Below are 17975 nucleotides of genomic sequence, written 5' to 3'. Positions count from 1 at the left end.
TATCTAGTAAATCAACTTTAAACAAGTTTTTTTAACATTATTTCAAAATTACATTCGGGAATTCAAATATTTAATCAATGAATTCCATATCTACCACACCAAATACCCCTGTCTCTTTGCACTGTCATAGACAGGTTGCATATTCTTCTCTAGAATATTGTAAAACTCAGTTTGTGTATTTCCTCTTCGATATAATTCCTGGTTGGCCCATATCGAATGAAGGTTGTCCTTATAACATTTTTCAAAGCAGTTTCGTATCTGTGGATGACTGTCATCATTTATCATGCCATAAAGAATAAACTGATTATTTGCAAACTTTCCAAAGAAGCGATTCCAATCTGGCAGCTTATTACTCTTAGATGAATTCAAAGAAGAATCCATCGGCATCAAATTCCACAGCTCATCATTCATTACAAACGACCAAGGAATAAAATGATCGATATCATAATTTCCTCTTTCAATAGGGATATCCTTAAACACATCTATGATTGAACGCTGTTCTAGAATCAACTCCCATAATTCTCTAACATGACTTAGCTTACGCATTTTTTCATCCATAGGCGCTAGTTTATACACCAGGCTTGGTACCTCCGGATTATTGCTTTGCAGCCATTTCACCTTTTCAAATTGAATCCATCCTAATATAGAAACGGTATTATCCTTGATTAGGCTTATCCATTCATCACTAAAAGTTACTTCACGCTTCAATCCCGTGCTCTCACCTATGACATATGGTAGCGGTGTAGATTTATTTAATAACTGAGCGTATTTAATCAATGCTCCGGTTCTTCCCCAATCCACAATTTGATTCGCATTATCAAAGAAACCAGAAAGTGCTCTGTACGGAACATTTCTCGTCAATCTATTCTTATATTCACGAAGCTCATTATCATATTTAACTATTTCGTTTCTTATGCTTTCTGCATCAGCATCTGCTCTCAATCCGCTTAATTCTTGAAGAGTAATAACTGCAAGTTCAAGTGCATCGCGAGGCTCACCAAGTAAGAATCCACTCAAATGAACATGGAACTCCAACACGGTATACCATGCATTACAAATCATTTCATCAATAATGTCATTAAAAGATGTATTTACAACATCTCGAGAAATCATTTTGACGATCGCTTCGAGCCAATAAAACTTATAGCAATAAGATGGATCTTTTAACATCTGTGAAAAACCGACCACATCCAAATTATTATAATATTTCCAATCAATATTAAGGTCGAACTCGCTATTCCTCATTCATTGCCCTCCCAGAATATTCGGTCTTTAAAACTGCCTCTTTCACCCTGCTTATCTTGCTTAACTTTCATAAGTTGCTCAATGGAATATCCTCTAGCCTCACAGATAGCAAATAACACTTCTAAAACATCCGCCATCTCTTCAATTGATTTATCAACTTGATATTCTGCAACTTCTTCATTAAGTTTTATATCCAATTTCTGAAGATATTCATCCTCCGACAAAATCCTCGTTATCGGGCTCTTGCCATCGGCTTTTATAATCTCAGGAATTCGATCTCTAACAAGCTTTCCCATATATACCTATTCCCCCTTATAAATCCGTATATTTTGCACTACTTCCTCTTGCTTTCTCCACCGGATACTTCGCTTCGTTCTGTGTCATCTTCATATTGACAATCTCATCTGCATCAAAACCAAGCTTGTCTATGAGATTCTGACAATAAACCATTACATCAGCCAGTTCTTCTTTAACGTGCTGCTCATCGTATTTTTCATCATCCCACTGGAAGCACTCTAATAATTCTGCTGCCTCGATGACGATAGACTTAGCTAAATTAGATGGAGAATGAAATTGATCCCAATCACGATCTTCTGTAAATTTTCTGATTCTATTTATTGTTTCCTGTTTCATTTTAATTCCTCTACTTTGAAGCCTTAATAAGTTCCGCCTGAAGTTCTGGATCACATGCATAAATATACATACCATTCACACCACGAGTCATAAGCACTCGCACCTCATGCTGAATCAGCATCTCACCAAACTTCTTTTTTGTTCCATCAGATAATGTTCTATTTCTTACAGCCTTACTATTGTAACTAGCAGATGGATCAAAAATAATCTTTCCATTTCTATACTTTACAGAAGGCCCCAAAATTATACCTGCATAATTCAGGTCAAATCCTTGAATTGTAAATGTTGACCCAACCTCATCGATTGTCTGAGGCTGTTCTGCCCAAGCCAATCCTTTGATAGCTCGCTTTTCCTTTTTAGAGAGCTCTGATTCTAACTCTCTATTCCAAGGTTTATGCCACTTTCCAATGAGCACTTCCCATTTCGTTAATCGAGCTTCTGATTTTTTATTGTATTCCCAATCGTAAGTAGCAATCACTCGAGAAAGTGCTGAATCGCTCTCGCTTGCTTTCTTCCTAATCTCTTTATCTAAAAGTTCAGGACTATCAAAGACTTTAATGCTATACCCTGAAGAAGAAACCGGTATCTTCTTTAATTCACCCTCTTTTGTAAATGAATCAATCCAATCCATCGTTTCAGGATCTGCTTGCATACGAAGTTGTTTTTCCAACACCACGTAATTATCGGAATCCTTTGCCTGTTTACGATATTGCTCTAGAATCTGAGCCTCCCAGAATTGTTCTGTTGTCAATATCTGGTTCTCATCAAACATCACCACCGTGACACGCGATCGATCTATAATATCCTGCAACTGATTTTGCCCTCGATAGGACTGTTTACCCTGCGTGAGAAGCAAGTGTGCCTCATCCACAAAAGCAACATCAACCGAATCATCTTCCGTATGATTATTGATAAACGAAGTCGGTTTACTAACCACTTTTCCATACTTTTCGGTGAGCCCTAGTTTTTCCGCTATTTGCTCATAAACTGTAATCTGCTCATCATGATTTACAAGCAGATGGCAATCTAACTCTGTTTTATCTTCTTCCGCCCTACAATACAATTCATAAAACGTACTGCTATTAAGAACAGTCTTACCGGTTCCAGCTTCACCTTCTATAAAAATCAACTGTTTCGTCTCATTCTTCTCAAGTGCTCTTTTGACCTTCTGGATAATTAAATCTCTGGCATTTTCCTGCTCTTTTGTTAATTTGTGCAATGGTGATGCTTTGTAAATAGCCGAGTCTTTGATAGAACTCTCCGTTGGAAAAAGCTCTTTATTCTCGCGACGCAATCCTCTCCAAATACTACGGAATATAGCATCGAGCTCTTCCACCGGATAATAACTAGACTGCGGATTTCCTCTTCCATTATACACATGCTTCACACGATCTATACTCATCATGTAATGCATCAATCGGTTTTCTATATCAAGTGTAAGTGATTTATTAAAGTGCTCATGACCTATGATAAAAAGACTCGCATCCTTCTCTAAAAGTTTGCTCTGCCATGCTCTCTTATCCGACGCAGCACCATAATGTTCACGTGTTCTTCTAAAAATATCATTTGTCTCACCAACATATACTTCAAAATCACCTGACTCTTGCCAGTTATGAATATATACTGTCGGAAAGTTCATAATGATATCCTGTGTTTTTTCATCCTCTTCAGGCAAAGTAACACTTTCAAAAAAATCTAAAGCCTCTTGAGTATCTTCAATTTTTCTAATAATAGGATTTGCAACTCTATCACTCATTCTTCTTTGCCTTTCTTGGATCCTCGGGCTTAACAGCATCAGTCGGTAAAAACCACCTATTACCAACTAATTCCGCTCCAGGAACCCTTCCTTCTTTGCATAAAATAGCTACTCGTCTTTGACTTATGCCCCATTCCTCTGCCTTAACTGCTGACGGTACAAAATTCATATAGCACCTCCATAAAAATAGGCATCAATTCACTACGTTTTAAGTATATTCCTTTAGGCGAATAGTTTCAATGTTGTAAAAGAAAATCCATCGCTATTTTAGCGATGGATTCATTCAATTACACTAAATACCTTCATCATCGTACCTTAATTCGGAAATAGCCTCTCCCGAATTTTACTTTCTTGAAAATGAATTGATAGTTACGCTCATGTCTATTCCTTGCACTAAAAATGGGCATAATAATAGACCAGTACGAACCAATCTGGGCGTCCCCAGAGGTACTGGTCTATGTAAGATTAGATTATTCTTCTACTTCTTCGTCTTCATCAGCTGCATAATAGGATAAATACAGCACTGGATTATCCTTTTCTTCAATTACTTCAAAGCAGTTATCTGATAATGACGCCTCTAATTCGAGCTCCTCCGGATTGTTCTGTTCAATGTATTCTTTAATATCTACAATTAACTGCCGTAATAAGTACATATTTACGTCATACCCATTATTGTATCGCATGTTTCCACACTTGATTTCATTGTCTTCCATAACAATTCTCTCATAAGGTGTACAAACAGCTCCATAATTATCAAATTCAACAATCACAACTCCGTCTGTTGCAAGCCATAAATCTTTATAATTGAACGCATCCCATAATCCATGTTCTTCAATGACTGCTAATACGTCGGTCTTATTATATGGCTTTCCTTTTATTTTCCTGAAATACATATTTAGCCAAGCATCATCCTGCTCTCGGATAAATAACCTTGATTTGTTACTTCTAATGATGATTTTATGCTCATTGAAATAATCAGTAATCAACTCAAGAATTCCGCTCCTTAATTCTGTTCTCTTCTTCAAGATTTCATATTCACCATTTCCAAGTAATTGCTCAACGAGGAAATCAGTTCCTTCATCTATCATATTACTTGTTGTATCATGAACATATTGTTCAGTTGGCAATTGAATACTATTCTTCTGACAAAACTGCATTAGTCTTGCCTCATCTGCTGCAATATCATTCATTCCCTCCATTCTTGTCACTTTATCAGTAATAATAGATGTAAGGGAACTAAGCATATCTCCAACAAAAAACATAAACGTATATTCATTAAATACATGTTCTAAACTCTCGAGTATATTTTCATCTGACTCAAGAAGCGATGCTCTAAACTTGGTTATTTCATCCTTATTTTTTGATATAGGAGATAGAATATCTTTTTTCAATTGCTGATAGTATTCTCTATAATACGCACTGTTCTCTTCTTCTACCAAAGTAACAACTTCATAGAAATAATCTTGAAGAACCTTCATGTATTCCATCAGTATATCTGTTTGTGCTAATTTCTCCTTATAAGAACCATCATCACTCTTTAATCTGCCAGAAATTCGATTCCAAAGAGCCAATCGGCTTTCATACGAATCGTTAAATAACTCATCATCCAAGTTTAATCCTTCTGGTAATGGCAGACATCTATTAAATCTATTAGCATATGTTCTGGTCAGATTGTTTAAAACATACTCATACTTTTTAAGCAGCGCTGTTTTTTGAACATATATAAACTGTTTTTCCAATAATGATTTTCTTGCATTTGGTTTCTTCGGCATCGGAAACAGATACTGTTTTGGAACACGCTTGCAGAGAACATTGTAATTTGCAAGCGATTCCCCCTGTCCTTCATTGCTAAAGAAGTCATATACATATAAGCTACTTAAAATCTGCGCATTCATTATTTGATTGTAATGTTCATTAACTAACATTTTAAGGTACTTCTCAGCTTTAGCTGCTTCACCTAATTTCATATAAGCAAACACGCATAACTGGACTATTTCAAGTTCGCTTCCAGCCTTATCGATTGCATGTTGAATAAGATTTAAAATATATTCCTTATTATAATTTTCATCTTGCAATAGCAAATCGACGTATTCCAAATTACACATAGAAACCATCTTGTCTTCTCTAAGTAATCCATATCTATTCAGCTTTTGGAAATACTCAAAATGTTCCTTTGCCTTTGCCCTATACTTTTTCTCAGCCTCTTCTAATGATACAAGTTCTATTTTTGCGGTTTCAAGCGTTTCATTAAAGTTTTTATCCGATTTATGATTTTTCTTCAGATCCTTAATAGCTAATCGATTATCTAAAATACGGTGCTGAAGACCTAATGCAATCAAAGTAGCTGTGTGACCATACTGATACCAAAATGGAGGATACGCTCTAAAGTTATCCGCAATAGCTTCTAAACGATCATATCTGCGCTCATCATCTGTATCCATTAATATTTGATTATATTGATGGATTTGTCTTTCAGATAGTCGTAATTTATCTTCGAAACCATAGTGTTTAGATAATCTCCAGGCTGTATCAAAAAGTTCTCTCTTTAAGCCATCCAACTGCTCTATTGCAGATCTTTCTAACTGCCACATTTCTCTATCAAATGCTAAAGAATTATCAGCCTTCTGCTTTCTATAATTCATATATACCGTACCAACCGTTGCCGCCAAACTCACCGCCATCATTGCTGGGCCTTGACTTAATCCGGTTGCAATTAATGCCCCCACATTTGGCACAGCTGACCATACAGCATTTTTCATCTTCTGCTGATAGTCACGCTCTACGAATTCTCTCTCTTTTTGATCTATTCTAAAGAAAGTTACCGTATTGAGTATCTGCTTTAAAATGTCTAGAAGAGCATCATCATTAGGCATGTTCTGCAGATTAAGATTATTCAATATCATGTCATACTCCTGTTCCATGATATTCAAATCTTGATAATCTATAATCTGTGTTACTGAAACAGTGCATAAATTCAAAGCATAAGCAGCCATGATAGCACGAGTCTCAGCATCAAGTTCCATCTGATTCTCTGATGATTCATTATTGTCAGCAACTTCTACCGACGTAACAGCTGCTGGTACAAGTGTATTTTGAATTTGAGCCAAATTCATCTGTGTTTGCTCTAGGTTATATTGAGTTTTTTCTAAAAAATCTATTATCTGCTTTCTATAGAAGAATCCCATATTAATTAGACCTCCCTCTTTATCCTTTCGATATAGCTACTGTCATCATAATATGTAAATGATCTGATACGAGCATCCTATATGCTTCAAACTCATTCTTTACTGGATTACCATCATTATCCACCACCTGTTGGAACTTATCATGATAGGTTCCTTCAGCATCAATTCTATGTCCCTCGATATCAATACTGTCCTCTAACTTCTCCTCGTAAGAAAAATAATCATAATTATTCGCAAGATTTTCCTCACCTATGTACACACCATTTGGATTACTTTTTGACCTACTTCTAATGGTTGTCTTCTGATTTTGAATAGTCTTTATTACATGCTTTCCATATTCTAACCGCTGAATATCTTTTGGCATAATTGCTTTCAAATCAGATGAATTAGAACCTTCCAGGCACATGTTATAATCACCAAGAATAAACGTCAACACTTGTCTTGTTCCAATACTATCTACGTAAATACGCTGATATATTTCATTTGCCAAGACCTTGTATTCCTTAATTCGCTCCTCGTAATCACTTGCAGTAGAACGATTATCTTCCAATTCATCATCCTCCACCGGAGTCTTACGAAAAACAATATGTGTATTAATCAAACGTATTTCAGTATTACAACTCTTAATTAAGAATCTTCCATAAAACGGAGGACGGATTACCTTTCCACCATTCAAATAGATGTCCGGATAACTTACATCACCCCTCTTATTTACCGGTAATTCAAGTCGTCGCTTGTTCCAAATAAAAGCATATCCCTCTTCTGCACTTTTCCCTCCAATTTGAGAAATTGGTTTTGCCCAACAGCTCGCCCAATTTCTAGTCTCATAAAAATAAGAGTCTCGCGCATTATTGGAAGGACTTCTCACTTCAGAAATGATTGCTCCATCCAATGCCTTCATTATTTCTTTTAATGGTTCTTTACCAGATATCTCCTGCAAAGCCACTACATCCATCTTATTTCCTGTGATTATTTCGGCTATGTTTTTGATATCTTTTTTCAACATGGAATTCCTTCCAAGCTTTTGAATATTAAATGAACCAATTTTATAATCCGATGCCATAAAAACCTCCATCTTTTATTTATAAACTATTTTAGTTGTACTAATACTAACCTATTAGCTGTATCAAAATATGTACTCCAAAAGATGAAATTCCCTCTTCTCATTTTTCTTCATACCTATCATTATACCAAATATTCAAGGAGAAGAGGGGATTTTTTCTATAGTTTTACAACATCAAAAGCCTCTCCAACTCTAACTTTTAGCGTCTGATGCAAAAAACGTTGTATTTCCAACTTATTTCTCTCATCATACTCGCCAGTCTCTTTATAAAGTGAATGCTAAGTGACATCATATTTGCCCGACAAAAATTGGCGTACACCTCGAAGCTGCAGGATGCACTGATCTCATGGCTTCGGATGGTTGCTACCAACTTCCTCTGCAAAAGAAAAAACAAGTGGGAGGCTTTTATTTACCTCTCACTTGTCTATGATAATAATAGCACCGTTAAATCTCCATCAACCCAATATTTCTCCATTACGTGATATAGTCACAACCTGCCACGGAATAAACTTTCCACTGTTTCTTAGAGCATTCTCTGCTGCCCTCTGGAGCCCACCACAGCACGGAACCTCCATTCGTACAATAGTGACACTATTTATATCATTTCCTTCAATTATCTGTGTAAGCTTATCTGTATAGTCTATATCATCCAGCTTCGGGCATCCAATCAGGGTTACTTTCCCTTTCATAAAATCTTCATGCATATTTGCATAAGCATAGGCTGTACAATCTGCTGCAATAAGAAGCTTCGCACCATCGTAAAAATCAGCCTTTGTAGGAAGAAGCTTTATCTGGCAAGGCCATTGCATAAGCCTTGATACAGGCTTACTATAAGCAGATACTGACTCCGGCAATTCATTTTCAACACCTGCTCCTCCCAAAGACATTGCTCGTAAACCAAAGCATCCACCTTCATGATGCTTTGCCTTTATTTCCTGACTTTTCTTTACAGCCTCTTCATCATAAGCCGGTGCTTCTCTTTCTTCAAAAGTGATTGCTCCTGTAGGACACCCCGGAAGGCAGTCACCAAAACCATCACAGAAATTTTCCCTAACTAGTTTCGCCTTACCGTCTACAATATCAATTGCACCTTCATGGCAGGCTTTAGCACATATACCACATCCGTTACATTTTTCTTCATCAATATGAATGATCTGTCTTATCATCGCTGCACCATTCCTTTCAGTTTATGGTGCAAGTATAGTATGATTAGAGAAATAATTATGTTGTTATAACCACATTTTCAAAAATAAAGTTATCCCTTCTTTTTACAGACCATACCTCTGTCTTTCAATCCCAACGCTCGTTTTATCCGAGTGCCCTGATAACAGCATAGTCTCATCAGGCAAGGTAAATATCTTGTCAATTATGCTATCCTGAAGACTCTTAAGATTGCCACCTGGATATTTATAGTTGCCGATGCATCCTTTAAAGATTGTATCTCCTACAAAGGCAACCAGATCTTTTTCTGAATAAAAGATAATCGAATCCGTCGTGTGTCCCGGAGTGTATATAACCTTTAGCTTGAAATCTGGATTTGCTTCAAGTGCCAGAATATCACCATCTTTTGTATACTGTACGCCCTCTATGGTTATAGAGGAGCCGCATTGCGCAGAAAGATTCATATAGTCATCAAGCAGATACTGATCTGAATTTGTATGAGCAATTACCGGGATTCCAAGAGCATCTCTAATCTCATTTACAGCCCCGGTATGATCAAAATGACCGTGGGTAAGCAATATTTTTTCAATATTCCAGCCCTTATCAGATATAAGTTTTAAAAGCTTTTTAGCTTCTGCGCCTGGATCAATCAAAAACCCGTGCTTTGTTTCATCATCAATATAGAAATAACAATTTTCATAAAAATAGCCTTTTACAGGAACTTCAAAAATCATATCTTTATCCTATTCTGCAGCCATCTGGACCGCAGGTCATTCCCTGTGACTCTTCTACTTTACGGCTTTCTTTTTCCAACGCTTTTACTAGTGCTGACCTCATATACTCAGCAGGCTGTGCTCCTTGCAAAGCATAATCACCGATGATAAAACATGGCACTGCATGGATTCCATATCTAGCTGCTTCTCTTTCATCAAGCACAACCTCATCGTGATATTTATCTGAGTCTAACACAGCCTTTACTTCATCTGCATCAAATCCACAATCCACAGCAATAGATAACAATAAATCCTTGTTGGCAAGTTCCTTATTATCTGTAAAATATGCTGCATATAATTTTTCAATTAGTTTTTCTGTCTGCTCTTTATCGCCCTTTTCCATAGCAAATTTAGTAAGTCTGTGTGCATCCATGGTATTGGTAAAAAGAGTTGTTGCGTATTTGAAGTCAATGCCCTCATCCCTTCCAAGCTTGGAAATATGTTCAATTGTATCTCCTGCCTCTTCCATAGAGATGCCATACTTCTTGGCAAATCTTGTCTGTGTATCACTAATCGCATGTACTCCGGCATATGGATCAAGCTGAAATGCCTTCATTTCAAATTCAACTTCTTCATCCTTAAACTCTGGCATGTCTTTAATAACATTCTTAAGTCTTGTCTCTCCAATATAGCAATAAGGACATGCATAATCTGACCAATATGTAATCTTCATAATTTTTACCTCCTTAAATAGAACGTGTTTTATTTGTTTGTGATTGCAATTATATAGAACATGTTCTATAATGTCAATAGGTCAATTTTGAGAAATTTATAAAGGAGGATTTAAATATGCCAAGAAAATGCGGTAGACCTGCAAAAAATACAAATAAGCAGGATTCAAAACAAAAAATAATAGATGCAACCATACGTCTTATCAAAAAAAGCGGTGCAGACTCTGTAACTGTAAGAAATGTTTGTACAGAAGCGGATTCATCAATAGGAACTTTTTATCATTACTTTAGAGATAAAGATGATCTTCTCATGTATTTTATCCAGGAGATACCTTTTAAAGAATGTGAACTAAAAAATAACTTATCCCATCCAGCTGACAGGATCATTGAACTATATATGAAGCTTGTGAACAGATACTTGGATTTGGGCTTAGATTTCATGAAGAGCTTTTATTCTAGCTCTAACTCATCACTCAGTTCCTATATGAGTGAGGTAGATGGAAAGTTCCTTGATGGCACTGTTATGGCAAGATGTGAAGATGAACTAGGAATCTTAAAAGAAGGTGGATATATAAAAAATAATGCAGACGTACACACTATGAGTGTAGACATCTGCACTATTGTAAAAGGCTGTATTTTTGAGTGGTGCTTATCAGATGGAAAAAGTGATATTGAAAAATCCATAGATCGTATAATCCACTCTTATTTCTTGCAATATATGTAGTTTATGACTCTTGCAATATGCTTGCAATATGTAAGCTTACAACTCTTGTAATATGCTCACAATACGTAAGTTTATAACTCTTGTAATATGGTTGCAATATGCAAGTTTACAATTCTTGTAATATGCTTGCAATATCGCCATCAATGCATATACTTCTATCTGCAATTTCCTCTGGGCAGTAGCTTTCGCCGAAATTCACGCAGGCATATACAGACTTTTCATTTGCCAAAGTCATCTGCCAGAAGGGATACTTTATTATTACGGGCGTATTAGCTCCTACTCCCAATTCGAGATAAAGAACATGGAGATTCTCATGTCTGCGAATAAAATCAGAATATGCTGCAGATGCCCTATGCCATCCTTCATCTTCAACAAAAGAATCATCCGCTCTCAAATTCATAGTCATATCAGAGCCGTCATCAGGGCACTTTGGAATCATTTCAGAAGGAATTTCCATATTGATTTTTCCATCCTCTGGCAATTGAAATACGCCGGCTTCATCCTGAATGAAGCCTTGTGCTTCCATAGCTTTCATTACCCACTCTTCATTATCAAAAGTTTTCTGAATAGCAGGATTCACGCTCTGAAATAAACCATAATCACCCTGCGTATAGAATAGTCTCTTCTTGTCAAAACCTGCTCTTTGAAACTGGTGATCTACATTTGTTGTGATGACAAAATAATCTTTTTCTTTAACCAACTCCAACAACATTTCATATACAGGCTTTGGGGCTTTCATATAGCGGTTGATATAAATATTTCTCGCCCAGTACGCCCATGAAATCTCAGGTTCTAACCGCATCACATAAAAGCCGCCCGAATACATATCATGAAATCCATACTTCTCTTCAAAGTCGAAAAAATATTTTTGAAAACGTTCTCCACTATAAGTAAACCCTGCTGATGTTGATAATCCTGCACCTGCACCAATGACAATGGCGTCTGCTTCCTTGATTTCTTTTTTTAGTCGGCTTTCTTGTTCTTCTTTGCTTCCCTTACATAAGTTTTTCATAAATGGTCTTATCTTCGTCTTTAAAAACATTGAATATCACCCTTTCTACCTTGCCAGGATTATCACAAAGCCACTCTGATACAGTCTTAACCGCAATCTCGGCAGCTTTTTTATTTGGAAAATGAAATACCCCTGTGGAAATACAGCAAAAAGCAACACTCTTCAAATCATTTTCAGCACACATATCCAAAGTGTTTCTATAGCAGTTCTCCAAATCCTTTTCCAATTCAGGAGTAAGGCCGTACTGTACGATTGGACCTACTATATGAATAACTTTATTTGCCGGAAGATTATACGCATCAGTGAGCATTGGAACTGCGGTGGGCTGTTCATAGTCTCTTCCGAATCTGATTCGTAGTTCATTCATCTGCCTGTTACACTCGGCTCTAAGCTGCACTCCTGCAAAAGTATGGATACAGTTATCTATGCAAGTATGCATCGGGACAAAACAACCGAGCATCTGCGAATTAGCGGCATTAACAATAGCATCCACCGCAAGTCTTGTGATATCTCCTTGCCAGATTGAAAGTCCATCCCTGATAACTGGAATGTCTGATAGATTCACCATACCTTTTTCAGCCGCTCTCTCTGTCAGATATTCATCCTGTACTTTCATTACCTCAGAGGGCAATTCTCTTGGCATACGGATGTTCATAAGCGACCTTAAGATTCGTCTTTTATCTTCTCTACTATTTGGAGTCTGTAATTCCTTATATTCATCTGAATCTGCCTTGAACTCTTCTACAAGATAATCAAGACGTTCGTCCTGTGTTCTATTCTTTTGCATAGCTATCATCTCCTAACTACTGCCCCGGCAGGACAGGTATTCAAACAATTACCACAGTGCAGACAATGTTCCTGCTCTATGACATAAAAAAGACTCTGAAGTAAACACCTCAGAGTCTCATTATTAAGCTTCTTATTAAGCTTCTTTTGCCAACAGTTCCTGCATTCCGGATCTTAAATCATTAAGAGTGTATTTTTTCATCTCTGATTCCATCGCTTCCTGGATGCTTTTCAACTTATCATCCAAAAGTGAATGGATATTCCTACCAACAGGGCACTCTGGATTGGGTGCTTCATGAAATCTGAATAGATTTCCATCCTCCAAAGGCTCTATTGCCTGATACACATCATAAAAAGTTATGTCTTTAAGATCTCTTGTAAGCTCTATTCCGCCTGTTCCTCTGATAACATTTATTAACCCTGCGTTTTTAAGCTGAGTAAGTATCTTTCTAATGATGACAGGATTCGTATTTATACTGGCTGCGAGAAAATCGCTCGTTACCTTGTGTTCATCTTTAAATGTATCCACACATGTAAAAATGTGAAGTGCAACCGTAAATCTACTTGATATCTGCATTTTTAATCTCTCCATTCCATTTCGGAAGGCGCGAAACAATCGTACAACGAACGTTTACGCCCTCCTGTCATCATTTTACTTCATGGCAAATGTAATTGCAACGGTTACATTAGAACTTTCCATTCTCATTAGCCCATGTAGACTTATCAGCTAATGTCTCCATCACATCCCAGTGCTCTGCGATAAATCCGTTCTCAACACGGAAAAGATCATAGTATGTTGTAGCTACACCGCCAAAGCTTCCTTCTGAGCAAGCAAGTGCATAATCTCCATCTACAAGAACCATATGAGTCTTGTTATAAACCATTGAGATTCCCTGCTTAGCCATAGCTTCAAGTGCAGCTCCAAGACCTGAAAGACCATCTGCAATTGAAGTATTATGCTGAATATATTTATCTCCATCGTAGTAAGAAGTGAGCTTGTCAGGATTCTCCCCACGAAGTACATCGCCTACAAATCCAGCTACAACCATACGTGTCTCTTCCTTATCTACAATTTTCTTCTCAAGAGTTCCATCAATCTGAGTATGTCCTGATGGATTAGGAGCTGCCTTGTCTGCTAAATTATCCCAGTGTTCTGCGATCTTACCGTCTTCATCGAATCTGAAAACATCGAATCCGACCTGCTCTCCTGCTCCTGCAAAATTATATACTGTCTGAAGGAAAACCTTATCTCCATCCTCAAATGCACGAATATTATTAACAGTTGTTTTTACAGGTGCCTGTGCAAGTCCTTCAACTGCTGCTACAAATGCATCTGCTCCTGTACCAAATGCGAGGTTATGCTGAATATAACCTGTTGCAAGAAGTTCCTTTGCCTTTGCTGTATCTCCTGATACGAATGTTCCGATGAGTGCTAATGCTTTTTCCTTATTTGTCATAATTATGTTCCTTTCTGGGCCCTGCCCTGCGAGGTAATTATCCTCGAATGTTAAAAAGTTCATCGATGTAACCATGGTGGTTTCATCTGACAATGTTAATATAACATTGTTTTGATGTAATGTCAATGGTTACATCTAAAATTTTTCAAAAAAATTTCCAGGTGTAGATAAACACCTGGATTTAAAGCATCAGCCTCCCTTTCCAAATAAAAAAACGCCTAACCATAATGATTAGACGCTACTAAGATTAAAAGTTTTGTATTCTTTCATATTTTCTCCAAAAAAAATGGCCAGGGCGTCGTACGCTTCCTGACCTAGTCTTATGTTTATATAGTAAATAGATTGCCTTTATCTGTCAAGCTATAATCATTATCAAAAGCAAGCACTACATAACAAGAAACGCCAATCAATCTTGGCGCTTCTTGTTTGATTAAATCATATCAGGATTCCAAGCTTATCTAAAACATCAAAGAAATCATTAATGTTAGTTCCTTTTTTCCCAATATTTTGTGAATAGTACTCGGTTTTGTCAACAGTTATTTCATATATTTTCTTCTTGACAGATATTTTATTGTTAACAATCACATTATTCCTATTAATTGCCTTAAGTAAGCTATTAAAAGACCCTCCTTTATTTTCAATGTTAATAAGAACCTTCTTGTCCGACTTAAAATCGGATATACTTTTGTATTTCAATTCACCCGTTATAAATTGTTCACTATTTTTCCCATTATAATTTTCAAAATGCAAACATGCGACATATTCAAAATCCGGAAAGTTGACAATCAATATATGTGGTATTCTCTTACTATTATTTTGCATCCTACAATACTGTATTAATTCATCCAGTCTTTTCTGTTCTGAACTATCCGCATGTGCTTTATCTCCATCTACCACAATAAATTTAGCAATACAGTTAGAATATGAATCACATTTTAATTTACTAATAAAATTAGCATATCCTCCGCCTCCCATATTTACAGGTCGAATCGCCAAACTTATATTTTTTGTTGTTCGTATATTATCAAAGTAATTATATTCTGTATCTCCTTCGCAAAATACTTTAAATACCTTTTTGATACTACGTTCTTTTCTACTCAATTGCTGTACCTCCCAGTATTCCCTTCATATAAAACTCATACACTTTTGTTGTTTCATAACGAACTTCTGGAAAATTAGCTAACGAATAGAGTTCTGATTCCAATGTTTCTGAATCTTTAGTAACAAAAAATATTTGTTCTTTCATATAGTTCTTTAAATCTAAATGCAAAACATTATGAGATGTAAAAATAAACTGCCCAGCATGATTCTTAGCATTTAGGAAAGCCATAACACGATCAGAAAGAACCGGATTTAGCACCTTATCCATTTCATCAGCAATTATTATTTTATTCAAATAAACAACCTCATATATATGAATTGCCCACAAGAAAAACTCATAAACACCACTTGAATCCATTCCAATCTTTCTTCCAAACTCTTTACCTGTTTTAGATTTTCTATATATCATCGTATCTCTAAATGGATTACTCTCGTCTATCTCAATACGTTTTATACTGTAATCCACTAATCTAAATATTTCTAAATATTCCTCAGTATTTAAGATTCTTAAATACTCATCTTTATTCTTAGGATCTTCAAAATCTGTCTTAAAGTCTCTGGATGATAAAACAGGACAAATTGCTGTTTGTATAAGATTAATAAATTCCAATGCACGCTCTTCTCCAAGCAGAGCAAACTTAGATACAAATAATCCATATAAATTATTTGACAAAGAACCATCTGTATTAGATTGAGATACTATTTTTTCTATCGACGGATCAATATCATTGGTATTTATCGAATAAGCTATTTTCCCTGTTCTTTTACATTCTTCAATATCACAATTATTCGCATTATGATCACATTCTAATTTACTACTCATACGTTCTATACAGAATATATTCTTATATTTAGATTCTTTTTTATTCTTATATTCCAAATACTCTTTTACAATGCAAACACAATCAAACTCAACATAATAATGAAAAATAATGTCATTCTCTCCAGACATCTCTATTTCAAACATTTGATTTGTTTCATTCTCCAGCGGACACTTCTCTATATTATTATTTGCATTAATTAAATTTTTATATGAATGTACAAATGCATTGGTTATAAACAAATCTCTAAAATAATAAAAACTCATTACAAAATTAGACTTTCCACCTGCATTTTCTCCAACTATAACTGCATTTTTTAAAACATCATATCCACTATTTAATTTTACGTAATTATCTGGAAATCGATTCTTAACTTTATTACTTGGGGCAAGCATTGTAAATTCCGCATCATCTTTAAACGACAAGAAATTTTTAAACTTATAACTCAACAACATGTCACAAGCCTCCTAAAACATTTTTTTGGTTTATCAAACTCCGCACTATTAGTATACACCATCGTAGCAAATTGTCAAAACATTTTTTTGTTTTGACACACCGAGGTGGTTTCGTTTTGTTGTAGTCAAGGCGTTTAAATCTGCTTCCTATTCTTCTACAAAAAAACAAGTGAGTGGCTTTTGTTTACCTCTCACTTGTCTATGATAATAATAGCTCCGTTAAATCTATAAGAAAAAGGCTAATCCTTCTTTCTATTTATAATAATAGAATCCTTCTTTACCACTTATTATTTTCATTTTCCTTGATTTATTGCAATACATCTATTTGCAGCTTTAGGATATGGTAATAAATGTAGAATCTCATGTATTCCTAACATTATCACTCCAATAATACATCCAATAATAATCATATTTCTTTTTAATGGAAATAAACCTTCATTACAAATATATTGTTTCCACAGCAATACAAGAAAGCCAAAAAACACTCCCACTACTCCAGCAGCAAATCCGAATTTATCTATTTTTTTCATCAATTAAAATCGCATCTTTCGGAAGTTGTTCATATTCCATACAATAATCATCGTTTATTATACCTATAAATTTTATCATTTTTAAAAACCCCCTCAAAAATAAAACAACTCTTCAATTAATTCATATTTACTCATGTGCTTCATCTCACTTTACTTTCGTAACCTAATTATAATTCACAAGGTTACAAAAACAAAGTGTTAATGGACATTTTTGCGGATTCCGCATTTTTGTTCAATACGAATTAAAATGCATAATTCATTTCCTGAACCTCTAAGCTACAGGCCAGATTGCTCAGGTTCATTTTCTGAACCTCTAAGTTACTGGCCGGATTGTAATCGGCTTCGCTGATGGAATTGCTGGCTGGATTGCCTAAATCAAGAGAAAAGTCTGGAAAAAGATTAAATTTCCGATTTTGGAAAACTTCAATAAATTTACAACTAATCCAAATCACACAAAATGCTGTCAAAAAGGCAACAAATTCTTGCCTTTTCATGGTTTTGAAAAATTAAAATTGCCCATATAAGTAAAATAATGGTGAAAAAGATGAAAAGCACAGAAGAAATCTTAAGATTCATTGCCCTACATGGGAAATTTTTCTTCA

Annotated in this window: 19 protein-coding genes; 1 reads left to right on the top strand and 18 read right to left on the bottom strand. The window is 35.7% G+C overall.

Annotated elements, in window-relative coordinates; genetic code table 11:
* Positions 1-90: 90 nt before the first annotated feature.
* The 10 genes from G600_RS15340 to G600_RS0102205 form a co-directional block, all read right to left on the bottom strand.
* The gene (locus tag G600_RS15340) at positions 91-1245 is read right to left on the bottom strand and encodes an HNH endonuclease domain-containing protein (RefSeq protein WP_027430482.1); all 1155 of its coding nucleotides are present in this window, start codon (positions 1243-1245) and stop codon (positions 91-93) included.
* Positions 1242-1541, bottom strand: coding sequence for a nucleoside triphosphate pyrophosphohydrolase (locus tag G600_RS0102245; protein WP_027430481.1), 300 nt, complete (start codon positions 1539-1541; stop codon positions 1242-1244). The genes G600_RS15340 and G600_RS0102245 overlap by 4 nt, the downstream gene beginning before the upstream one ends.
* 16 nt (positions 1542-1557) lie before the next feature.
* The gene (locus tag G600_RS0102240) at positions 1558-1878 is read right to left on the bottom strand and encodes a nucleotide pyrophosphohydrolase (RefSeq protein WP_027430480.1); all 321 of its coding nucleotides are present in this window, start codon (positions 1876-1878) and stop codon (positions 1558-1560) included.
* 10 nt (positions 1879-1888) lie between these two features.
* Positions 1889-3634, bottom strand: a complete 1746-nt coding sequence (locus G600_RS0102235) for a DUF2075 domain-containing protein (RefSeq protein WP_027430479.1) — start codon at positions 3632-3634, stop codon at positions 1889-1891.
* Positions 3627-3803 (bottom strand): hypothetical protein, encoded by a 177-nt coding sequence (locus tag G600_RS0102230; protein ID WP_027430478.1) that lies wholly within the window; start codon positions 3801-3803, stop codon positions 3627-3629. The genes G600_RS0102235 and G600_RS0102230 overlap by 8 nt, the downstream gene beginning before the upstream one ends.
* A 301-nt stretch (positions 3804-4104) precedes the next feature.
* Positions 4105-6819 (bottom strand): hypothetical protein, encoded by a 2715-nt coding sequence (locus G600_RS13495; RefSeq protein ID WP_034245179.1) that lies wholly within the window; start codon positions 6817-6819, stop codon positions 4105-4107.
* A gap of 19 nt (positions 6820-6838) precedes the next feature.
* Positions 6839-7882: an exonuclease/endonuclease/phosphatase family protein gene (locus G600_RS0102220; protein ID WP_027430477.1), complete on the bottom strand. Its 1044-nt coding sequence runs from the start codon at positions 7880-7882 to the stop codon at positions 6839-6841.
* A gap of 455 nt (positions 7883-8337) precedes the next feature.
* Positions 8338-9048 (bottom strand): ATP-binding protein, encoded by a 711-nt coding sequence (locus tag G600_RS0102215; RefSeq protein ID WP_027430476.1) that lies wholly within the window; start codon positions 9046-9048, stop codon positions 8338-8340.
* Between the two features lie 102 nt (positions 9049-9150).
* The gene (locus G600_RS0102210; protein WP_027430475.1) at positions 9151-9777 is read right to left on the bottom strand and encodes an MBL fold metallo-hydrolase; all 627 of its coding nucleotides are present in this window, start codon (positions 9775-9777) and stop codon (positions 9151-9153) included.
* A gap of 4 nt (positions 9778-9781) precedes the next feature.
* Positions 9782-10489, bottom strand: coding sequence for a DsbA family oxidoreductase (locus G600_RS0102205; protein ID WP_027430474.1), 708 nt, complete (start codon positions 10487-10489; stop codon positions 9782-9784).
* Positions 10490-10605: 116 nt separating this feature from the next.
* Between G600_RS0102205 and G600_RS0102200 the strand changes: the two genes are divergently transcribed.
* A complete protein-coding gene (locus tag G600_RS0102200) occupies positions 10606-11211 on the top strand; it encodes a TetR/AcrR family transcriptional regulator (RefSeq protein ID WP_027430473.1) in 606 nt (201 codons plus the stop codon).
* 106 nt (positions 11212-11317) lie between these two features.
* Here the strand turns inward: G600_RS0102200 and G600_RS0102195 are convergent, their stop codons facing one another.
* From G600_RS0102195 to G600_RS0102165, 8 genes are all read right to left on the bottom strand, one after another.
* The gene (locus tag G600_RS0102195; RefSeq protein ID WP_034245177.1) at positions 11318-12253 is read right to left on the bottom strand and encodes an SIR2 family NAD-dependent protein deacylase; all 936 of its coding nucleotides are present in this window, start codon (positions 12251-12253) and stop codon (positions 11318-11320) included.
* Complete coding sequence (locus G600_RS0102190; RefSeq protein ID WP_027430471.1) at positions 12207-13010, bottom strand: protein-ADP-ribose hydrolase; 804 nt, start codon at positions 13008-13010, stop codon at positions 12207-12209. The genes G600_RS0102195 and G600_RS0102190 overlap by 47 nt, the downstream gene beginning before the upstream one ends.
* Positions 13011-13015: 5 nt before the next feature.
* Positions 13016-13090: a 4Fe-4S binding protein gene (locus G600_RS16125; RefSeq protein WP_242839150.1), complete on the bottom strand. Its 75-nt coding sequence runs from the start codon at positions 13088-13090 to the stop codon at positions 13016-13018.
* 55 nt (positions 13091-13145) lie between these two features.
* Complete coding sequence (locus G600_RS0102185; protein ID WP_027430470.1) at positions 13146-13586, bottom strand: Rrf2 family transcriptional regulator; 441 nt, start codon at positions 13584-13586, stop codon at positions 13146-13148.
* Between the two features lie 109 nt (positions 13587-13695).
* On the bottom strand, positions 13696-14466 hold the full coding sequence (locus tag G600_RS0102180; protein WP_027430469.1) for a nuclear transport factor 2 family protein: 771 nt from the start codon (positions 14464-14466) through the stop codon (positions 13696-13698).
* A 435-nt stretch (positions 14467-14901) separates the two neighbouring features.
* Positions 14902-15567: an RloB domain-containing protein gene (locus G600_RS0102175; RefSeq protein ID WP_027430468.1), complete on the bottom strand. Its 666-nt coding sequence runs from the start codon at positions 15565-15567 to the stop codon at positions 14902-14904.
* Positions 15560-16843: an AAA family ATPase gene (locus G600_RS0102170; RefSeq protein WP_027430467.1), complete on the bottom strand. Its 1284-nt coding sequence runs from the start codon at positions 16841-16843 to the stop codon at positions 15560-15562. Before G600_RS0102170 ends, G600_RS0102175 begins: the two co-directional genes overlap by 8 nt.
* 293 nt (positions 16844-17136) lie before the next feature.
* On the bottom strand, positions 17137-17373 hold the full coding sequence (locus G600_RS0102165; RefSeq protein WP_027430466.1) for a hypothetical protein: 237 nt from the start codon (positions 17371-17373) through the stop codon (positions 17137-17139).
* Positions 17374-17975 lie beyond the last annotated feature (602 nt).

It is taken from the genome of Lachnospira multipara ATCC 19207 (assembly GCF_000424105.1).
Taxonomy (GTDB): domain Bacteria; phylum Bacillota; class Clostridia; order Lachnospirales; family Lachnospiraceae; genus Lachnospira; species Lachnospira multipara.
This window is presented reverse-complemented; position numbering and strand designations above follow the sequence as displayed.

What these genes read in the sequence shown, in the direction of transcription:
- G600_RS0102170 (WP_027430467.1), bottom strand. Translation starts at nt 16,843, where the DNA reads ATGTTGTTGAGTTATAAGTTTAAAAATTTCTTGTCGTTTAAAGATGAT.
- G600_RS0102195 (WP_034245177.1), bottom strand. Translation starts at nt 12,253, where the DNA reads ATGTTTTTAAAGACGAAGATAAGACCATTTATGAAAAACTTATGTAAG.
- G600_RS15340 (WP_027430482.1), bottom strand. Translation starts at nt 1,245, where the DNA reads ATGAGGAATAGCGAGTTCGACCTTAATATTGATTGGAAATATTATAAT.
- G600_RS0102220 (WP_027430477.1), bottom strand. Translation starts at nt 7,882, where the DNA reads ATGGCATCGGATTATAAAATTGGTTCATTTAATATTCAAAAGCTTGGA.
- G600_RS0102210 (WP_027430475.1), bottom strand. Translation starts at nt 9,777, where the DNA reads ATGATTTTTGAAGTTCCTGTAAAAGGCTATTTTTATGAAAATTGTTAT.
- G600_RS0102180 (WP_027430469.1), bottom strand. Translation starts at nt 14,466, where the DNA reads ATGACAAATAAGGAAAAAGCATTAGCACTCATCGGAACATTCGTATCA.
- G600_RS0102165 (WP_027430466.1), bottom strand. Translation starts at nt 17,373, where the DNA reads ATGAAAAAAATAGATAAATTCGGATTTGCTGCTGGAGTAGTGGGAGTG.
- G600_RS0102200 (WP_027430473.1), top strand. Translation starts at nt 10,606, where the DNA reads ATGCCAAGAAAATGCGGTAGACCTGCAAAAAATACAAATAAGCAGGAT.
- G600_RS0102185 (WP_027430470.1), bottom strand. Translation starts at nt 13,586, where the DNA reads ATGCAGATATCAAGTAGATTTACGGTTGCACTTCACATTTTTACATGT.
- G600_RS0102240 (WP_027430480.1), bottom strand. Translation starts at nt 1,878, where the DNA reads ATGAAACAGGAAACAATAAATAGAATCAGAAAATTTACAGAAGATCGT.
- G600_RS0102190 (WP_027430471.1), bottom strand. Translation starts at nt 13,010, where the DNA reads ATGCAAAAGAATAGAACACAGGACGAACGTCTTGATTATCTTGTAGAA.
- G600_RS0102205 (WP_027430474.1), bottom strand. Translation starts at nt 10,489, where the DNA reads ATGAAGATTACATATTGGTCAGATTATGCATGTCCTTATTGCTATATT.
- G600_RS0102215 (WP_027430476.1), bottom strand. Translation starts at nt 9,048, where the DNA reads ATGATAAGACAGATCATTCATATTGATGAAGAAAAATGTAACGGATGT.
- G600_RS0102235 (WP_027430479.1), bottom strand. Translation starts at nt 3,634, where the DNA reads ATGAGTGATAGAGTTGCAAATCCTATTATTAGAAAAATTGAAGATACT.
- G600_RS13495 (WP_034245179.1), bottom strand. Translation starts at nt 6,819, where the DNA reads ATGGGATTCTTCTATAGAAAGCAGATAATAGATTTTTTAGAAAAAACT.
- G600_RS0102245 (WP_027430481.1), bottom strand. Translation starts at nt 1,541, where the DNA reads ATGGGAAAGCTTGTTAGAGATCGAATTCCTGAGATTATAAAAGCCGAT.
- G600_RS0102230 (WP_027430478.1), bottom strand. Translation starts at nt 3,803, where the DNA reads ATGAATTTTGTACCGTCAGCAGTTAAGGCAGAGGAATGGGGCATAAGT.